The sequence below is a fragment of the Streptomyces sp. NBC_00690 genome (assembly GCF_036226685.1).
In the GTDB taxonomy this organism is placed as follows: domain Bacteria; phylum Actinomycetota; class Actinomycetes; order Streptomycetales; family Streptomycetaceae; genus Streptomyces.
Window position 1 is genome coordinate 6,183,593 of the sequence record NZ_CP109009.1, and the last position, 16,280, is coordinate 6,199,872.

Annotated in this window: 15 protein-coding genes; 9 read left to right on the top strand and 6 right to left on the bottom strand. The window is 69.9% G+C overall.

The window, feature by feature from the left end; translation table 11 throughout:
• Window positions 1-5 precede the first annotated feature (5 nt).
• From leuD to OID54_RS27235, 3 genes are all read left to right on the top strand, one after another.
• Window positions 6-599 (top strand): 3-isopropylmalate dehydratase small subunit, encoded by a 594-nt coding sequence (leuD, locus tag OID54_RS27225; protein ID WP_329023671.1) that lies wholly within the window; start codon window positions 6-8, stop codon window positions 597-599.
• A gap of 104 nt (window positions 600-703) precedes the next feature.
• The gene (locus OID54_RS27230) at window positions 704-931 is read left to right on the top strand and encodes a hypothetical protein (protein ID WP_329023673.1); all 228 of its coding nucleotides are present in this window, start codon (window positions 704-706) and stop codon (window positions 929-931) included.
• Window positions 932-1,085: 154 nt separating this feature from the next.
• A complete protein-coding gene (locus tag OID54_RS27235) occupies window positions 1,086-1,736 on the top strand; it encodes an HU family DNA-binding protein (protein ID WP_329023675.1) in 651 nt (216 codons plus the stop codon).
• A 156-nt stretch (window positions 1,737-1,892) separates the two neighbouring features.
• Here the strand turns inward: OID54_RS27235 and OID54_RS27240 are convergent, their stop codons facing one another.
• Together OID54_RS27240 and cofC are read right to left on the bottom strand one after the other, a co-directional pair.
• On the bottom strand, window positions 1,893-2,096 hold the full coding sequence (locus OID54_RS27240; protein ID WP_329023677.1) for a hypothetical protein: 204 nt from the start codon (window positions 2,094-2,096) through the stop codon (window positions 1,893-1,895).
• Between the two features lie 167 nt (window positions 2,097-2,263).
• Window positions 2,264-2,965, bottom strand: coding sequence for a 2-phospho-L-lactate guanylyltransferase (gene cofC / locus OID54_RS27245; protein ID WP_329023679.1), 702 nt, complete (start codon window positions 2,963-2,965; stop codon window positions 2,264-2,266).
• 139 nt (window positions 2,966-3,104) lie between these two features.
• Here cofC and OID54_RS27250 point away from each other — a divergent pair, with 139 nt between their 5' ends.
• The 3 genes from OID54_RS27250 to OID54_RS27260 are packed head-to-tail and all read left to right on the top strand — an operon-like array spanning window position 3,105 to window position 6,095.
• A complete protein-coding gene (locus OID54_RS27250) occupies window positions 3,105-3,857 on the top strand; it encodes a lysophospholipid acyltransferase family protein (protein ID WP_329023681.1) in 753 nt (250 codons plus the stop codon).
• Window positions 3,854-4,864 carry an NAD(P)H-dependent glycerol-3-phosphate dehydrogenase gene (locus OID54_RS27255; RefSeq protein WP_329023683.1) on the top strand — a complete coding sequence of 337 codons (1,011 nt, stop codon included), beginning with the start codon at window positions 3,854-3,856 and terminating at the stop codon, window positions 4,862-4,864. Before OID54_RS27250 ends, OID54_RS27255 begins: the two co-directional genes overlap by 4 nt.
• A gap of 58 nt (window positions 4,865-4,922) precedes the next feature.
• Entirely contained in the window at window positions 4,923-6,095 is a 1,173-nt protein-coding gene (locus OID54_RS27260) for a D-alanine--D-alanine ligase family protein (protein ID WP_329023686.1), read from the top strand.
• A 503-nt stretch (window positions 6,096-6,598) separates the two neighbouring features.
• On the opposite strand, the gene OID54_RS27270 is transcribed toward OID54_RS27260, so the two are convergent.
• Window positions 6,599-6,832, bottom strand: coding sequence for an Lrp/AsnC ligand binding domain-containing protein (locus OID54_RS27270; protein WP_329023688.1), 234 nt, complete (start codon window positions 6,830-6,832; stop codon window positions 6,599-6,601).
• Between the two features lie 335 nt (window positions 6,833-7,167).
• Between OID54_RS27270 and OID54_RS27275 the strand changes: the two genes are divergently transcribed.
• On the top strand, window positions 7,168-8,136 hold the full coding sequence (locus OID54_RS27275; protein ID WP_329023690.1) for a thiamine-phosphate kinase: 969 nt from the start codon (window positions 7,168-7,170) through the stop codon (window positions 8,134-8,136).
• On the top strand, window positions 8,133-8,918 hold the full coding sequence (gene thiD, locus OID54_RS27280) for a bifunctional hydroxymethylpyrimidine kinase/phosphomethylpyrimidine kinase (RefSeq protein WP_329023692.1): 786 nt from the start codon (window positions 8,133-8,135) through the stop codon (window positions 8,916-8,918). The genes OID54_RS27275 and thiD overlap by 4 nt, the downstream gene beginning before the upstream one ends.
• Before the next feature lie 178 nt (window positions 8,919-9,096).
• Here thiD and rpmB read toward each other — a convergent pair whose 3' ends face one another.
• Window positions 9,097-9,282 (bottom strand): 50S ribosomal protein L28, encoded by a 186-nt coding sequence (gene rpmB / locus OID54_RS27285; RefSeq protein ID WP_078877327.1) that lies wholly within the window; start codon window positions 9,280-9,282, stop codon window positions 9,097-9,099.
• A 256-nt stretch (window positions 9,283-9,538) separates the two neighbouring features.
• Between rpmB and OID54_RS27290 the strand changes: the two genes are divergently transcribed.
• Window positions 9,539-11,173 carry a DAK2 domain-containing protein gene (locus tag OID54_RS27290; RefSeq protein ID WP_329023694.1) on the top strand — a complete coding sequence of 545 codons (1,635 nt, stop codon included), beginning with the start codon at window positions 9,539-9,541 and terminating at the stop codon, window positions 11,171-11,173.
• Between the two features lie 166 nt (window positions 11,174-11,339).
• Here the strand turns inward: OID54_RS27290 and OID54_RS27295 are convergent, their stop codons facing one another.
• On the bottom strand, window positions 11,340-14,291 hold the full coding sequence (locus tag OID54_RS27295; RefSeq protein WP_329023696.1) for a tetratricopeptide repeat protein: 2,952 nt from the start codon (window positions 14,289-14,291) through the stop codon (window positions 11,340-11,342).
• Window positions 14,288-16,120 (bottom strand): HSP90 family protein, encoded by a 1,833-nt coding sequence (locus tag OID54_RS27300; protein WP_329023697.1) that lies wholly within the window; start codon window positions 16,118-16,120, stop codon window positions 14,288-14,290. Before OID54_RS27300 ends, OID54_RS27295 begins: the two co-directional genes overlap by 4 nt.
• Between the last annotated feature and the right edge of the window lie 160 nt (window positions 16,121-16,280).

Here is a 16,280-nt window from a genome sequence, read left to right on the forward strand (position 1 = left end):
GAGCCATGGAAGCATTCACCGCACACACCGGCCGCGCCGTCCCGCTGCGCCGCAGCAATGTGGACACCGACCAGATCATCCCCGCCCACTGGCTGAAGAAGGTCACCCGGGACGGTTTCGAGGACGGACTCTTCGAGGCGTGGCGCAAGGACGACTCCTTCGTCCTCAACCTGCCCGAGCGGCAGGGTGCATCGGTCCTGGTCGCAGGGCCCGACTTCGGTACCGGATCCTCGCGTGAGCACGCCGTCTGGGCACTCCAGAACTTCGGCTTCAAGACGGTCATCTCCTCCCGGTTCGCCGATATCTTCCGCGGCAACTCCCTCAAGAACGGTCTGCTGACCGTCGTTCTGCCGCAGGAGACCGTCGAGCGGCTCTGGGAGCTCACCGAAGCCGATCCCAACGTCGACATCACGGTTGACCTGGAGGCGCGCGAGGTGCGGGCCGAGGGCATCACGGCTGCTTTCGAACTCGACGAGAATGCACGCTGGCGGCTGCTGAACGGGCTGGATGACATCAGCCTCACCCTTCAGAACGAAGCGGACATCGCGGCTTACGAGTCCACTCGCCCCGCCTTCAAACCACGCACTCTACAGGTCTGATCAGCGCTTTTACCCGACTGCGCCCCCCACCGTCCGGTGGGGGGCGCAGTCGTCTGTTGAGACCCTGCCGGGCGACAACTCGCCCCAGATGGCACAATCGGTGCATGGGACGCGACAACCAACTCAAGCTCTATGCCGAGCTCGCGGCCCAACTCAAGGAAGCGCACACACGAGTGCGTGAACTGCAAGTCCCGGAGGGCGTAAGGAAGGCGCTGTCCCGGAAGCTGCTGGTCGTGACGGCAGCGGCGAAGCACGATCTCCCGGATGCAGCACGGCGTCTGGACCGCTTGATGAAGGACCTCGACGAGGGTCGATTTCCCGAAGGCGACTGACGTCCGAACTCCGTGCTGACCCACTTCCGAAGTCGACTTCGTTGCGGCACTAGGGTGATTAGACCGTTTCGTGTTTGATTTGCGGTATATATCTGCCTAACGTGCGAAAAAGCCTGGACACATTCGTTCCGGCAATGTCTCCGAAGGGGAAGACGTGAACAAGGCGCAGCTCGTAGAAACGATTGCCGACAAGCTCGGCGGCCGTCAGCAGGCCGCAGACGCTGTCGACGCGGTGCTTGACGCGATCGTCCGCGCGGTTGTCGGCGGAGACCGGGTATCGGTCACCGGCTTCGGATCGTTCGAGAAGGTCGACCGTCCCGCCCGCTACGCCCGCAACCCCCAGACGGGTGAGCGGGTCCGGGTCAAGAAGACCTCCGTACCCCGCTTCCGTGCGGGCCAGGGCTTCAAGGACCTGGTCAGCGGCTCGAAGAAGCTGCCGCGCGGTGGTGAGGTCTCGGTCAAGAAGGCGCCCAAGGGCAGCCTGTCGGGCGGTGCTTCCACCCGGACGACCACCAAGGCCGCGGCCAAGAAGGCCACCGCCAAGAAGACCGCCGCGAAGAAGGCCACGACCGCCCGCAAGACGGTCGCGACAAAGGCCACCGCGGCGAAGAAGACGGTCGCGAAGAAGGCGACCACGGCCAAGAAGGCCGCGGCCAAGAAGGCGCCCGCCAAGGCCGCCGCCAAGAAGGCCACGGCCAAGAAGACCGCCCCGGCGAAGAAGGCCACCGCCAAGAAGGCGCCCGCCAAGAAGGCCACGGCACGCAGCACCGCCGCCAAGAAGACGGCCACTGCCAGGAAGAGGTAGGCGGTACCCAACGGGCCGCTCACGCGCCGGGCCGGGCTCCCTCCGGGGAGCCCGGCCCGCGGCATGTCCAGACCCGGCCACCGGCCCTCAGCTGTTGGAGGAAGCGGCAGCTCAGACGGGGTCCGAGAGGTTCGGTACGGGGTACGTGCGCCGGGCTCAGAAGGTCTGGAGCGTCACCAGGGTGATACGACGGTCCGTGCCCTCGCCCGCAGTTTCGATCCGGACCCGCTGGCCCGACCGCAACAACCGCAGCCCGCCCGCGTCGAAGGCCGCTGCGTCGAACTCCATCGGGGTGCCGTCGTCGAGCAGCACGCTCCCGCTGCGAGTGTCGGAATCGTAGGTAAACGAAGTCGCCTGCATGGGACGAAGCCTATGCCCTGCCGAGGCGACCCTGCCGATCCGTCCTGCCGCCTGTGACGGGCGCATCCGATACCCGTACGGAATCCGAGGGAGAAGGCGGCCGTTTCGATGCGGCACCACTCCGGTGGAGCAGTGCCCTCCAACAGGAATGCCGAAATGGGATCGGGCTACCCCTCCATGCGCTGCACCCCGGCCAGTCGTTCGTTCGTCCGAAGTCCCACGCCCAGTGCGAGTGCGGCGGAGAGGTCATCCCCGGTATCCACGTCCTGACGGACGGAATCGACACCACTCAGCGTGATTTCCACCGCCCCTGACATCGAATGGCGACTTCGTGACGAGCCGCCGAAAGCGGGCTGCAATTCCACTCCCGGGCCGGCCGTCAGCAAAGTGGTGCCGATGCCCACCGCATCAGCGAGAAAGGCTCGCGGAAATCCATGGGCGAACTCCAGCACCCGCCCCAATTCCTCCGACCTGAGTGCGGGCAGATCGGCATTGAGCGCGGCCACGGCAGCCCCGGGCCGCCCCTGACGCACGGCACGGACCCCTTGGACCAATGCGGCGTTGAGCCCCGTCGCCGGGCGGTCGGGCACGATGCGCGCCCCCAGCGCCCGCAGTCGGCTGCCGGCCAGGAGGTCGTTCGTGACAACTGCCACATCTCGCACGGCCGTGCAGGCCAGCGCGGCTACGACGGTGTCTTCGGCGAAGGCGAGCGCCAGCTGTGGTCGCAGCAGGTCACCCGCGCGGGAGGCCAGTCGACTCTTCGCCAGGGCGAGGGGCTTCAACGGGATCACCAAGGACCAGCGTGCCGTTGGGTCGGTGTTCGTGGTCGGCTCTCCGTCCAAGTGCGCAGGGCTGCGTGTGCTTCCCATTGTGGCCCGCCGCGGGGTTGATCCGACGGGGCGGTCCGGTAGTCGGGGCGTACCGTGTCCTCGACAGACCAGGGGGCTGGGGCGACACTTGACCCCCGGCATCCGGGCAAACGCCCGGACGAAGAAGAAGGGTGTCCGAGTGTCCCGCCGTAGAATCGGCTTCTGGTACCGCCTGGCGGCGGTCATCGCAAAACCGCCGCTACTGGTTCTGTTCAAGCGGGACTGGCGGGGAATGGAACACATTCCGGCCGACGGCGGATTCCTCACCGCGGTCAATCACAACTCCTATCTCGACCCGCTGTCCTACGCGCACTTCCAGTACAACAGCGGACGGGTGCCGCGCTTTTTGGCGAAGGCGGCGCTCTTCCGGGTGTCCTTCGTCGGCATGATGCTCCGCGGCACTCGGCAGATCCCCGTCTACCGGGAGACCACCGACGCGCTCGACGCCTTCCGCGCCGCGGTCGCCGCCATCGAACAGGGCGAGTGCGTGGCCTTCTACCCCGAAGGCACCATCACGCGCGACCCCGAGATGTGGCCCATGGTGGGCAAGACCGGCGCCGCCAGGGTCGCGCTGATGACCAAGGCTCCCGTGATTCCGGTCGCCCAGTGGGGTGCCAACCTCGCGATGCCCCCGTACGCCAAGGAGAGGCCGCTGCGGCTCTTCCCCCGAAAGACCCTGATCGTGCAGGCCGGACCGCCCGTCGACCTGACCAGGTTCTACGATCAGGAACCCACGCCCGAGGTGTTGCGCGAGGTGACCGAGGCGATCATGGGGGACATCACCGCACTCCTCGAAGAGGTACGGGGAACCAAGGCACCGGCCGAGCCGTTCGACCACCGCACGGCGCGTGCAGAACAGCGGCGCAAAGCCGCAGGGGAAGGAACGATGTGACACACCCGGCGAAGGCAGCCGTCTTTGGAACGGGCTCCTGGGGGACGGCCTTCGGCATGGTGCTCGCCGACGCGGGGTGCGATGTGACCCTGTGGGGTCGTCGCGCCGAGCTCGCCGAAGCGGTCAACACCACCCGGACCAACCCCGACTACCTCCCGGGCATCGAGTTGCCGCCCTCCCTGTCGGCCACCACCGACCCGGCCGAGGCGTTGCACGGTGCCGACTTCGCGGTGCTCGCCGTCCCCTCGCAGACCCTGCGCGCCAATCTCGCCGCCTGGGTGCCCGAGCTGGGCGCGAACACCGTCCTCGTTTCGCTGATGAAGGGCGTCGAACTCGGCACCGCCAAGCGGATGAGCGAGGTCATCGAGGAGGTCGCCGGTGTCGGTGCCGATCGCGTCGCGGTGGTCACCGGTCCCAACCTGGCCAAGGAGATCGCCCAGCGCCGGCCCGCGGCCTCGGTCGTCGCCTGCCGCGATGAGGCCGTCGCCAGAAGGCTCCAGGCGGCCTGTCACACCCAGTACTTCCGCCCGTACACCAACACCGATGTGGTGGGGTGCGAGCTCGGCGGCGCAGTGAAGAACGTCATCGGTCTCGCCGTCGGCATCGCGGACGGCATGGGCCTCGGTGACAACGCCAAGGGATCGTTGATCACCCGTGGTCTGGCCGAGACCACGCGCCTGGGGCTCGCCATGGGCGCGGATGCGCTCACCTTCTCCGGGCTCGCGGGACTCGGCGACCTGGTCGCCACCTGTTCCTCGCCGCTCTCGCGCAACCACACCTTCGGGATGAACCTCGGCAAGGGCATGACCCTGCAGGAGACGATCGCCGTCACCAGGCAGACCGCCGAAGGCGTCAAGTCCTGTGAATCCGTGCTGGATCTGGCCCGTCGGCACGGAGTGGATATGCCGATCACGGAGACGGTCGTCGACATCGTGCACGACGGCAAGCCCCCGGTGGTCGCGCTGAAGGAGCTGATGTCCCGCAGCGCCAAGGCCGAACGCCGCTGACACGACCGGACGCAGCGGCGCTGACTCCCGGGGTACCAACAGGTACGCTCAAGCCGATATGAGCACTGAGAACCTCCCCCAGAGCCCTGAGCCGCAGCGCCCTGAGCAGCCGCTCCGCAAGCCGCGTGTGGCCGTTGTCTTCGGCGGTCGCAGTTCCGAACACGGGATCTCCATGGTCACCGCCGGAGCCGTACTGCGCGCCGTCGACCGTTCCCAGTACGAGGTGCTGCCCATCGGCATCACCTCGGACGGCCGGTGGGTGCTCACCGCCGACGAGCCGGAGCGGATGGCGATCACGGACCGCCGCACCCCGCACGTCGAGCAGTTGGTCGAGTCCCCCGAGGGACAGGTCATGCTCTCCGTCGACCCGGGAAGCCGCGAGGTCGTCTACACGGAGCCCGGTGCAGTGCCGAAAGCGCTGGGCGAGGTCGACGTCGTCTTCCCCGTGCTGCACGGCCCCTACGGCGAGGACGGCACCATCCAGGGCCTGCTGGAGCTCGCCGGAGTGCCGTACGTCGGCTCCGGGGTGCTCGCCTCCGCGGTGGGCCAGGACAAGGAGTACATGAAGCGGGTCTTCACCTCCTTCGGCCTGCCCGTCGGCCCCTACACGGTGATCCGCCCGCGTGAGTGGGAACTGGACCCCGCCGCCGCGCGCAAGAAGATCGTCGACTTCGCGGGCGACCACGGCTGGCCGCTGTTCATCAAGCCCGCCCGGGCCGGATCCTCCATCGGCATTACCAAGGTCGGCGATCTGTCCGGCCTCGACGATGCGGTGGCCGAGGCACAGCGCCACGACCCCAAGATCCTGGTGGAAGCGCTGCTGCGCGGCCGGGAGATCGAGTGCGGGGTGCTGGAGTTCGAGGACGGTCCGCGGGCCAGCGTCCCGGCCGAGATCCCCCCGGCGCAGTCCCACGCCTTCTACGACTTCGAGGCCAAGTACATCGATTCGGCCGAGGGCATCGTGCCCGCACCGCTGACGGCCGAGCAGACCGCCGAAGTACAGCGGCTGGCGGTCGCCGCCTTCGACGCGGCCTCGTGCGAGGGTCTCGTCCGTGCGGACTTCTTCCTCACCGAGGAGGGCGAGTTCGTCATCAACGAGATCAACACGATGCCGGGCTTCACCCCGATTTCGATGTACCCGCGGATGTGGCAGGAGAGCGGCGTCGGCTACCCGGAGTTGGTCGACCGACTCATCCAGGCGGCGCTGCGACGCTCCACCGGACTGCGCTAGAGGGCCTTCGCCGCGCCAATACGCCCGACAGAAAGCCGAGTTGGGCGACCGGGGGTCAACTCGATGGCGGGTTGTGAGTACCCCGATGGGCAACGTCACTTCGGCGCGGCACCGGCCGATGCCGTGTCCCGGCGCCGATGCCGGTGCCGTCCTCTGTGGTTTCGCCGGTGGGGCGACCGCCTCCGCAGCGGTCGCCCCACCGAAATGCAGCTCACCTTCCCCCGTCGGGGGACACCGCAGCGCAGTACGATCGCGGCGTCGCCCCAGCCGGCGGTCCGTTCGGACGACGGCTGTGGATCGTTGTGGCTTCAGCTACCGGCCGTTCGTCGCAGTTCCTCGTGACGACCGGTGCAGGGGCCGCCCGGTCGGACGGCAACAGGGGAACCGCGACCGTGGTCGTGGCGTCCGAAGAGGGAGCAGCCCGCGGGAGCGAGCGGCCCCACCGGGGCACAGTTCGGGCGGAGACCGGCCGACCGATGTCGCCGGCCAAGCGCAGACGGGGGCTACAGGTGCACGACCGGACAGGTCAGAGTGCGGGTGATGCCGTCCACTTGCTGGACCTTGGCCACCACCAGACGCCCCAGGGCGTCGACCGTATCCGCCTGGGCGCGCACAATCACGTCATAGGGGCCGGTGACATCCTCGGCCTGAATCACTCCCTGAAGCTTTCCGATGGCCTCGGCGACGATCGACGCCTTGCCCACTTCGGTCTGAATCAGGATGTACGCCTGTACCACGGAACCTCCAGGGCGGCCCGAGGATCATTTCCCCTACCGTCGGTGGGGAGACCTCAGGGGAGAGAAAGGGACGCCACGGTATCGCGTCGCCGTGGGCCGCGGGGAGACCTCCGCGCCGGGTGGCGCCCGCAGCGTGGTGTGCGCACAGCAGAAGTTGACGTATCCCTTGACGGTACCGACGGAGCAAGCGCGCCGCGACCGCAAGCGGAGGGCCCGTACATGGGTCCGCGGCTTCGTCGGACGGTCCGGCGGGGCGGGTTCTTCCGGGCCGGCGGGCCGGTCCGGACGGGGTCTTGCCGGAGACACCGGTGGGACGACGGAGAGGTGAGACTCGGGTGAAGGGCACTGTGGGCGAGCTGGGGGAGTTTGGGCTCATCAGGGAGCTCACTTCCCGACTCACCTCCACCCCCGCGGTACGGCTGGGGCCCGGCGATGACGCCGCGGTCGTGGCGGCCCCCGACGGCAGGGTCGTGGCGAGCACGGACATCCTTCTGGAGGGCCGGCACTTTCGCCGTGACTGGTCGACGGCGTACGACGTGGGTCGCAAGGCCGCCGCACAGAATCTGGCCGATATCGCGGCCATGGGCGCGGTGCCGACGTCTTTGCTGCTCGGGATGGTGGTGCCGGCGGAGCTTCCCGTCACCTGGGCGACGGAGTTGATGGACGGCATCCGCGACGAGTGCCAGGTCGCCGGAGCCGCCGTGGTCGGCGGGGACGTGGTCCGGGGCGAGGTGATCACCCTGGCCATCACCGCACTGGGAGACCTGCGCAACCTTGAACCCGTCACCCGCTCCGGAGCGCGACCGGGCGATGTGGTCGCGTACACCGGCTGGCTCGGCTGGTCGGCCGCGGGGCATGCCGTGCTCTCTCGCGGGTTCCGCTCACCGCGTGCCTTCGTCGAAGCGCACCGTCGCCCCGAGCCGCCGTACCACGCGGGCCCCGCCGCCGCCGGTCTCGGCGCCACCGCGATGTGCGACATCAGCGACGGCCTGGTCGCCGACCTCGGGCACATCGCCGAGGCCAGCAAGGTCCGGATCGATCTGCGCTCGGGAGCCATCGACATCCCCAGCCAGATGAACGACATCGGGCAGGCGGTGGGTGTCGACCCGATCCAATGGGTGCTGACCGGGGGAGAGGACCACGCGATCCTGGCCACCTTCCCCCCGGACGTCAAGCTCCCCGCCCGTTGGAAGGTGATCGGCGAAGTGCTCGGCGCATCGGTGCAACCCCAGGTCACCGTGGACGGGGCCCCCTGGCACAGCACCGGCGGGTGGGACCACTTCGGCACCGGGGGCGGGCGATGAACCTGCCCCGCGTACTCACCGTCGCCGGTTCGGACTCGGGCGGCGGGGCCGGCATCCAGGCCGATCTCAAGACGATGCTCGCCCTTGGCACCCACGGGATGAGTGTCGTCGCGGCCGTGACCGCCCAGAATTCGTTGGGCGTGCAGGGCTACTGGGAACTGCCGCCCGAGGCGGTGCGGGCCCAGTACCGCAGTGTCGCCGATGACATCGGCTTCCAGGCGATCAAGACCGGCATGCTCGCGTCCGCCCCACTGGTGGAGACCGTCGCCGAACTCCTCGCGGACGCATCCGCGCCGGTGGTGGTCGACCCGGTGGGGGTGTCCAAGCACGGTGACTCCCTGCTGGCCGCGTCGGCGCTGGACTCCGTACGGCACGCACTGCTGCCGATCGCGACGGTCGCCACCCCCAATCTGGACGAGGTGGCCCAACTGACCGGCGTCGAGGTCACCGACGAACAGGGGCTACGACGAGCCGCCGACGCGATACTCGCCTTGGGGCCACGCTGGGCGCTGATCAAGGGCGGTCATCTGGCGGGCGACGCGGTGGACCTCCTCACCGACGGCACGGCCAGCCACTGGTTCCGCGCGCCCCGGCATGACAACCGCCACACGCACGGCACCGGCTGCACCCTCGCCTCCGCGGTCGCCGCGGGGCTGGCGCACGGTCTTTCGGTGCCCGAGGCGGTGGCGGCGGCCAAGGAGTACGTGACCGGAGCCATAGCCGCCGGGTTCTCCCTCGGGCGGGGGATCGGCCCGGTCGACCACGGCTGGCGCCTACGCTGACGCACCGCGAAGGCGTGGCCCGAAGCCCTCACGAACTCACCACGCCATCAAACCCACCACGTCATTAAGCGCGGCACGTTCATCAAGCGCGCCAGGACAGCGAAAAGCCGGCCCACCAAAAAGGTGGACCGGCTTTCAAGGCAACCGCAGGGGCTGCGCTACGACGTCACCGTCGCGATTAGCGCGAGACCTTGCCGGCCTTGATGCACGAGGTGCAGACGTTGAGCCGCTTCGGCGTCCTACCGACCACGGCACGCACGCGCTGGATGTTCGGGTTCCAGCGACGGGACGTACGGCGGTGCGAGTGGGAAATGCTGTTGCCGAAGCCCGGCCCCTTGCCGCAGACGTCGCAGTTGGCAGCCACGGGTCACTCCAAAGACTTCAGGTGCACTTACAGTGAATTCCGGCGTGCCGGAAATCAGTGAGCTGATTGGTGGCTTTGCCGGGGAACCGCCCGATTTTCATCGGGCAACCGGAGCAGCATACAACGACTGCGTCCGCAGTACGAAACTACCATGGGTTTTGCCGCCCCCACCCAGCCCTCCGCCTCCGCACGGGGTCTACCCTGCGATGCGACCCGCTGCCCACGGCCGCTCCGGCGGTTCAAGGAGGATCACCAGGTGCCGCAGAACCTCGACGCCGCAGCGGTGCGGATCTGGTGCGCACTGGCGCTGGAGGCGCTCGGCCAGGAGCGCGAGGAGATCGACGCGATCAACGTCTATCCCATCGCGGACGGCGACACCGGCACCAATCTGTACCTCACCGTGGAATCCGCGATCCAAGCGGTCGAGGCGGTCTTCGTCGCCCATGAGACCCAGGCGGTCGGTGTCGGTTCGGGCGGGCCCGCGGTGGCCGACGTGGTCCGCTCGATGGCGCACGGTGCGCTGATCGGTGCCCGCGGCAACTCCGGCACGATCCTGGCGCAACTGCTCCGCGGCCTCGCCGAGCGCATCGCCGCGGCCGACGACCTCACCGGCGGACTGCGAAGGGCAGCGGTGCTCGCCCGTGAAGCCGTGGCCCACCCGGTGGAGGGGACCATCCTTACCGTGGCCGCGGCAGCCGCCGACGCAGCCCGGCAGACACCGCCCGACGCGGATGCCGCAACGGTGGCCCGAGCCGCGTACGAGGGCGCGAAGACGGCACTGGCGGCCACCCCCGGGCAACTCGCCGTCCTCGGCCGGGCCGGAGTCGTGGACGCCGGCGGACGTGGACTGCTCACCGTCCTGGGCGCGCTCGTTAAGGCCGTCTCCGGGGAGGCGCCCGCACCACTGGCCTCCGTCCGCCCGGCCGGCCCCCCGATCACGGCGGGGGCGTCGTGCGCGGACGCCGGGCCCGCCTTCGAGGTGATCTACCTCCTGGAAGCCGATGACACGGCGGTGGCGAAACTGCGCGGGCGGCTGGACGCTCTCGGTGAGTCCCTCGTCGTCGTCGGTGGTGACGGCCTGTGGAACGTCCACGTCCATGTCGACGACGCGGGGGCGGCCGTGGAAGCCGGAGTGGAAGCGGGCCGGCCGTACCGGATTCGTATCACCCACTTCGATCCGGCGATCGACAGCGGCGAAGGCGCGACGCAGCCGCCCGAGCGGACCCAACGGGCCGTCGTCGTCGTCCTCCCCGGCGAGGGTCTTGCGGACCTGTGCGGCGCCGCCGGTGCCACGACGGTGCTGGCTCGCCCCGGCGAGCCCCCGGCGAGCGGCGAACTCGTCGATGCGATCCGCCGCGCCCACGCCCGCGAAGTGGTCCTCCTGCCCAACTCGGCCGAACTGAGGCACACCGCGGCGGCAGCGGTGGAACAGGTCCGCGGTGAAGGGATCAGGGTGGCGCTGATCCCCACCCGCGCCGCGGTCCAGGGCATCGCCGCCCTCGCGGTCCATGAACCGGACCGACGGTTCGACGAGGACGTGGTGGCCATGACGGCCGCCGCCGGAGCGACGCGCTACGCCGAACTTGCGGTCGCGGAACGGCAGTCGTGGACGTCGGCCGGGGTCTGCCAGGCCGGTGATGTGCTGGGCCTGATAGACGGGGACGTTGCGGTCATCGGTACGGACGTGACCGCCACCGCGACGGCGGTGCTGGATCGGATGTTGGCCGCGGGAGGCGAACTGGTGACCCTGATCCTGGGCCAGGACGTCCCCGACGCCACCGAGGTGGGAGCCCACCTGGAGCGCCATGTCCGAGACGCCTATCTGGCGGTGGACACGGTCGTGTACGAGGGGGGAAGGGGATCGACGCCCCTCCTCATCGGAGTGGAGTAGCCGCATCGGAATTGAGTAGCCGCGCCCGCTTCCCGACCGGAAGCGGCAGAGAGGAACCGTTCAGGCAACAGGAGCGCACACCCAGATAGGACGTCGTTCACCGGGTGCCCGGACCTGAGAACGGGCGGACGACGGCCTGTGTCGGACACGTCCGGTCAGATGCGTCCTACCGCATCACATAGCGCAGCAGCGCCTGTGCCTCTCCCCTCAGCCCCTCCGTCGAGAACGCGTCCAACACCCCCTGTGCCCTAGCACGAGCCCCTACCGGATCGCCGAGGTCGGCTTCCAACCAGCCGGCCAGCAACTCCGCCTTGGCCCGGTCCTCGGAGCACGCATCGCCCACCGCCCCGAACACCTCGACGGCGCGCTTCGCATGCGACAGGGCCTCCTCGTACGCGGCCCGCGCAGCCGCCGCCTTGGCCGCGTCCTTGTCGCCCGGTTCTCCCTCGACCGAATTGACCAGCAGTTCCCCCAGCTGCCGATAGGTCTCCGCCAGTTCGACGCGCATCCGATCGCGGTCCTCGCCACCGAGCCCGGGCAGGGCCTCCTCACATCCGGAGGCGGCCGAGACCATCAGGTCCCGCGCGGCTGCCGGCCCGGCCTGGCCCTCGCGGACCGCTATCCACGCCCGTACCCGAAGACTGCGGGCCAGCGCACGGACATCACCGAGTTCACGCCACAACTCGCCCGCCCGCCGGTACGCCAACTCGGCCTCGGCGTTCAGACCGGCACGGTAGAGGGCCTCCCCGGCCAGATTGGCGAGCATGGCGTGGTCGCGCTGCTCCGGCCACGTACGGGCGATGTCCGCCGCCTTCAACCAGTGCTCAGCCGCCGACCGTGGCTCGTTGAGCGCCATCAGGCACTCGCCCAGCCACCACAGGGTCTGTACGACCATCCCGTCACCGTGGTCGTCTGCGGACAGCTCCGGCAGCACGGCCTCCAGGATGACGGCGGCCTCCTCCGCCCGCCCCAGCCGCAGCAGGAGCCCACCGAGTCGGTGCCGGGCGTAGGCGCCCAGCCCCCCGGACTCGCCCGCCTCGTCGGCCCAGTGCGCTCCTTCCAGCGCGTGCTCGGCCGCCTCCTCCCACGCCGCCCGGTCCGGGGACTCGGTGTCCGCGAGGTGCTCCACCAACTGGAGGTGCAACCGGGCACGCCCCGCCGGCGGAGCATCATCCCGACCGCGCTCCAGAGCGGTGCGGGCGGCCTGCTGCGCACCCTCCAGATCGCCCGACGCCCGGCTCGCCCGGGCGAGCTGCGCGTACACGTCCACCGCGTACCAGGGGCGCCCGGCCCGCTCGTACCCGGCCGCAGATTCCGCGTAGAGCTCCGCCGCCCTCGCCGGGTCCCGTCGGATGCCGGCGATCTCACCGAGGTGACCGAGTGCCTCGGCGACGATGACGTCCACACCGGGATCGCCCCGGTGCTCCCGGGTGAAGGCGAGCAGTTCGCCCACCGCCTCCTCCCAGACGCTGACGGCGGCGCTCGCCGCCACGGTGCCTTGGGCCGTGCCCAGCCGGACGCTCAGGATGCGCGAGCGGCACAGCAGGACCCGACTCGCCTGGTGAGCGTCCGTCGCACCGCTGGCGAGCAGCGCGCGGACCTCGTCGAACGCGCCGTCCACGGTCGTCAGCGCGGCCTCGATCTGCTCGTGGGAGGGATGGTCGAGACAACCGACGTGTGCCGCTCGCGCCTGCGCCGCCAGCGCCCGACCGGCCTCACCCGACGCCTCGTACTGTCGGGCCGCCAACCGGAGGTGCTCCACCGACCGGGCGATCGACCGGCCCACTTCCGTACCCAGGACGTCATGGAGTTCGGCCTGCGCCAGTGCGTCCAGGGTGCCGCCGTCCTGCTCGGCCGCTGCTGCCGCGGCCCGCCACGCCTGTGGGGCGTCCGGCCGCTGTGCCGCGGACAGCTCTCGGGCCCGGGCCAGCAGGGACGCGGCCGATGCGGGCGTTCCCGGACCGGCAGGGGCAGCGGCAATCGGGCCGGTCGGCCGCACCGACACCGGACGACCGGTCCGCAGCCCGAGCGGCAGCCGCTCCACCAGCGGGGCCCGGTCCATCCGCCGGCGCACCAGGTCGCTGACATGGGTGTTGGCGTTGCGTTCGTCGAAGCGGGCGGCGAGCTCCAGGGCTTCGCCGCGGGCGTGCCGGCCGAGTTCGTCGGCGGTCCAGGCCCGTTCACCCGGCCCCGGAACGCGCTGCCCACCATGGCCGAGCACGACCAGCCGATCACAGAGGAGGGCCGTCACCGCAAGCTGGCCCAGCAGACTGACCGGCTCCCCGGTCTGGGTGAAGTACGCCGGCCGCTCGGCCAGGATCTCCAACCCGCGCGCCTCGTTCCCGGTGAGCGCGCAGAACTCCACGTGCTCGGCCACTGCGCTGCGCATGGACTCCATCGGACGGACCAGTCGGTAGCCGCGCAGATGGTGGGCCCTGGCCTCGTCCGCGCGTCCGAGCCGCAGCAGGGGCAGTAGGGACTGGGCGAGGATGGCGTGGGGCTCGTGGGCACAGGTGAACTCGCCCTCAAGCACCGGTCGCCACCTCTCCAGGGCGGCCTTGTCCTCACCGAGTTGGGCGAGCCAGGCGCCCTGATTATGCAGTTCGCAGGCGTGGCAGTCGCTCTTGTCGTCCCGGTCGGCCGCCAACCAGGCCGCGTACGCACCCGTCGCCCGCTCCCGGTCGCCCAGATGACGGGCGATCCGCAGCTCCCCCTGCCGTACCGCCCGCTCCGAGTGGCCCGCGAGCCGGTACCGCCGCTCCATCTCGGCCTGCCACTTCTCGATGGAGGCGAGGGGGATGTGCGGTTGGTCGATCATTCCGCTGGAGACCCACTTGAACATCCAGAACAGACTGTGGGTTTGTTGGGCGTCGAAGTCCCCGGGGTGTTCCTCCCACAATCGCAGCAGCCGCGCGAAGGGGACGAACATCTTGTCCGTCTCGGAGCTGTAGTTGTAGACCACCATCAGATGGTGGAGGCCGTCGATCAGGAGGTCGGTGTCGCCCGACCGCTCGATGTCGGCGAATATTCGCTCCGCGCGGGCGTTGCGCGCCGGCCCCTCCGGCTCCTCGTGGTTGCTCTGCAGGGCCTGGCGCAAGGACGGCACATCGGTGGTCATCGGCCGTTCTCCCGGTCGTGCGTGGCCCACTCCAAGAGGCCGATGAATGCCCGGTTGAGCAGCGCGGAATCTGCGGGCCGCAAGGGGCGCTGGGCCATCAGCAGGGCCTGTCCGTACAGTGCCTCCGTCGCCGTAGCGGCCAGTTCCGCATCCGGGAGGGTGCTGATCCGGCGGACCAGCGGATTGAGGTGGTTGAGCACCAGCCGGGCGCGGGGGGCGCTGCCGCGCAGCGATCCCAGGATGCCCGCCCACAGTTCGCCCGCCTCCTCCTCGGCCTCGGCGCGCGCCCGTTCATGGCGTGCGGCGCGATCGTCGAGATGCAGCGCAGGCACGGTCAGCGGATGGAAGGCGCGCAGGGCGACATCGCAGCCCAACGGGTCGAGCCGGGAGCGCGCGGCGGCCAGGAAGGCCGCCAGCGCCAGTTCGTCCGCGGGGTCCACCGAGTCCAGGTGCGCGGTCACGGTGTCGGCGTCGAGCTCACTGACGGTCGTCCCGGGCCGGACGGCGGGCAGTTTGCCGACGAGTTCGGCGTCGTAGGTGTAGCCGCCGTTGACCACGCCGATGCCTTGGGCCGCGGCGATCGGGGCGACCTGACGGAACTCCTCCACGCTCTGCGTGTAGTGCACCACCGGGTGCCGTTGCGCGAACTCCTCCAGCGACACGGAGCCGTCCGTGGTCTCGAACGGCAACCACGGCAACATCGTCCGCAGCATCTCGGTGTCGTGCCGTGCCAGGGACTTCACCCCGAGGTGGTGCACGGTCAGGAACTGCGCCAGCCGTTCGGGGTCGCCGGCAGCGAGGCCGGTCAGCCACTCCCTGATCCGTTCGCCGAGGGCCTCGCGCACGATGGCGAGCGTCTCGTCCTCGTACAGCGACTCGCGGGACGCGGTGGGCCGCAACGAGTCGGTGTCGATCACGCACCGTACGAAGAAGGCCCACTCCGGCAGGAGTTCATCGGCCCTCTCGGTCAGCAACATCCCCTTGAGGTGGACCCGGTGGCCCGACCGCTGGGCGGGGGAGACCGACGACGGCAGCACATAGGCCACGCCCCGCACCCCGGCGACGGGCACTGACAGGTCGATCGAGTCGAGCGGGCTGAAGCCGAACAGTTCGTTGCAGTGCGCCGCCAGCGCCACCCGGCGGGCGGACGGACTGGGGTGGGCGCGCTCCCAGGGCGCCGGCAGCTCCGTGACGGCCCGGTCGCCGACCTTGATGTCGTACGGCAGGAGGCGTCCGAAGTCCCGGGCGAGGGCGTACACGCGCTCCTCGGCGAGCCAGTCGGCGCTGCCAGGCCGGGCGATCAACTCCACCGTCGTCCCCGGCTGCGGCCGTGCGTCGGCCGGCAGGGTACGCACCGTGTAGGAGCCGTCGTCCCGCGCGGACCACTCCACGGGCGGTGCGTCCGCGGTGCGCGCCGATCTGCTGACGACCCGGATCTCACTCGCCACCACGAAGCAGGCGAGCAGACCGATGCCGAACTGACCGAGGAACTCCGTCCGTGCCGAGGCGATGCCCTCCGCCCCCGGCCGTTTGGAACTCCGGCCGATGGTGGCGAGGAGGCTGTGCAGATCGGCTTCCGTCAGACCGATGCCGGAGTCCTCGACCCGCAGCCGTCCGGCATCGACGGACAGCCGCACCCGCCCGGGCGTGCCGGGGTACTCGGACTGACGGGCCGTGATCGCGTCCACGGCGTTCTGGAGCAGCTCGCGCAGATAGACCTTGGGGCTCGAATAGAGGTGGTGGGAGAGCAGATCCACCAGGCCGCGCAGATCGACCTGGAAGGTGTGCGGAGTGGTCGCGGACGCATGTGCGGTGGTGTCAGAAGTCATCGTCGCTGCGCCGGTGGGGGGACTCTTCTTACCCGGGGGCCGGCGCGGGTCGGGCGATCCCGTGGGGTGGTGACCGCGAGTGGGAGGAGGCAGGGTGTCGCGCCATCCTAGGGTCCGTCCCACACTCACGACCAGGACTGATCCACAGGTGCGGGCGGTT

Coding starts and splice junctions, on each gene's coding strand:
- OID54_RS27240 (WP_329023677.1), bottom strand. CDS start 2,096: ATGCAGGCGACTTCGTTTACCTACGATTCCGACACTCGCAGCGGGAGC.
- cofC (WP_329023679.1), bottom strand. CDS start 2,965: ATGGGAAGCACACGCAGCCCTGCGCACTTGGACGGAGAGCCGACCACG.
- OID54_RS27300 (WP_329023697.1), bottom strand. CDS start 16,120: ATGACTTCTGACACCACCGCACATGCGTCCGCGACCACTCCGCACACC.
- leuD (WP_329023671.1), top strand. CDS start 6: ATGGAAGCATTCACCGCACACACCGGCCGCGCCGTCCCGCTGCGCCGC.
- thiD (WP_329023692.1), top strand. CDS start 8,133: ATGAACCTGCCCCGCGTACTCACCGTCGCCGGTTCGGACTCGGGCGGC.
- OID54_RS27230 (WP_329023673.1), top strand. CDS start 704: ATGGGACGCGACAACCAACTCAAGCTCTATGCCGAGCTCGCGGCCCAA.
- OID54_RS27295 (WP_329023696.1), bottom strand. CDS start 14,291: ATGACCACCGATGTGCCGTCCTTGCGCCAGGCCCTGCAGAGCAACCAC.
- OID54_RS27260 (WP_329023686.1), top strand. CDS start 4,923: ATGAGCACTGAGAACCTCCCCCAGAGCCCTGAGCCGCAGCGCCCTGAG.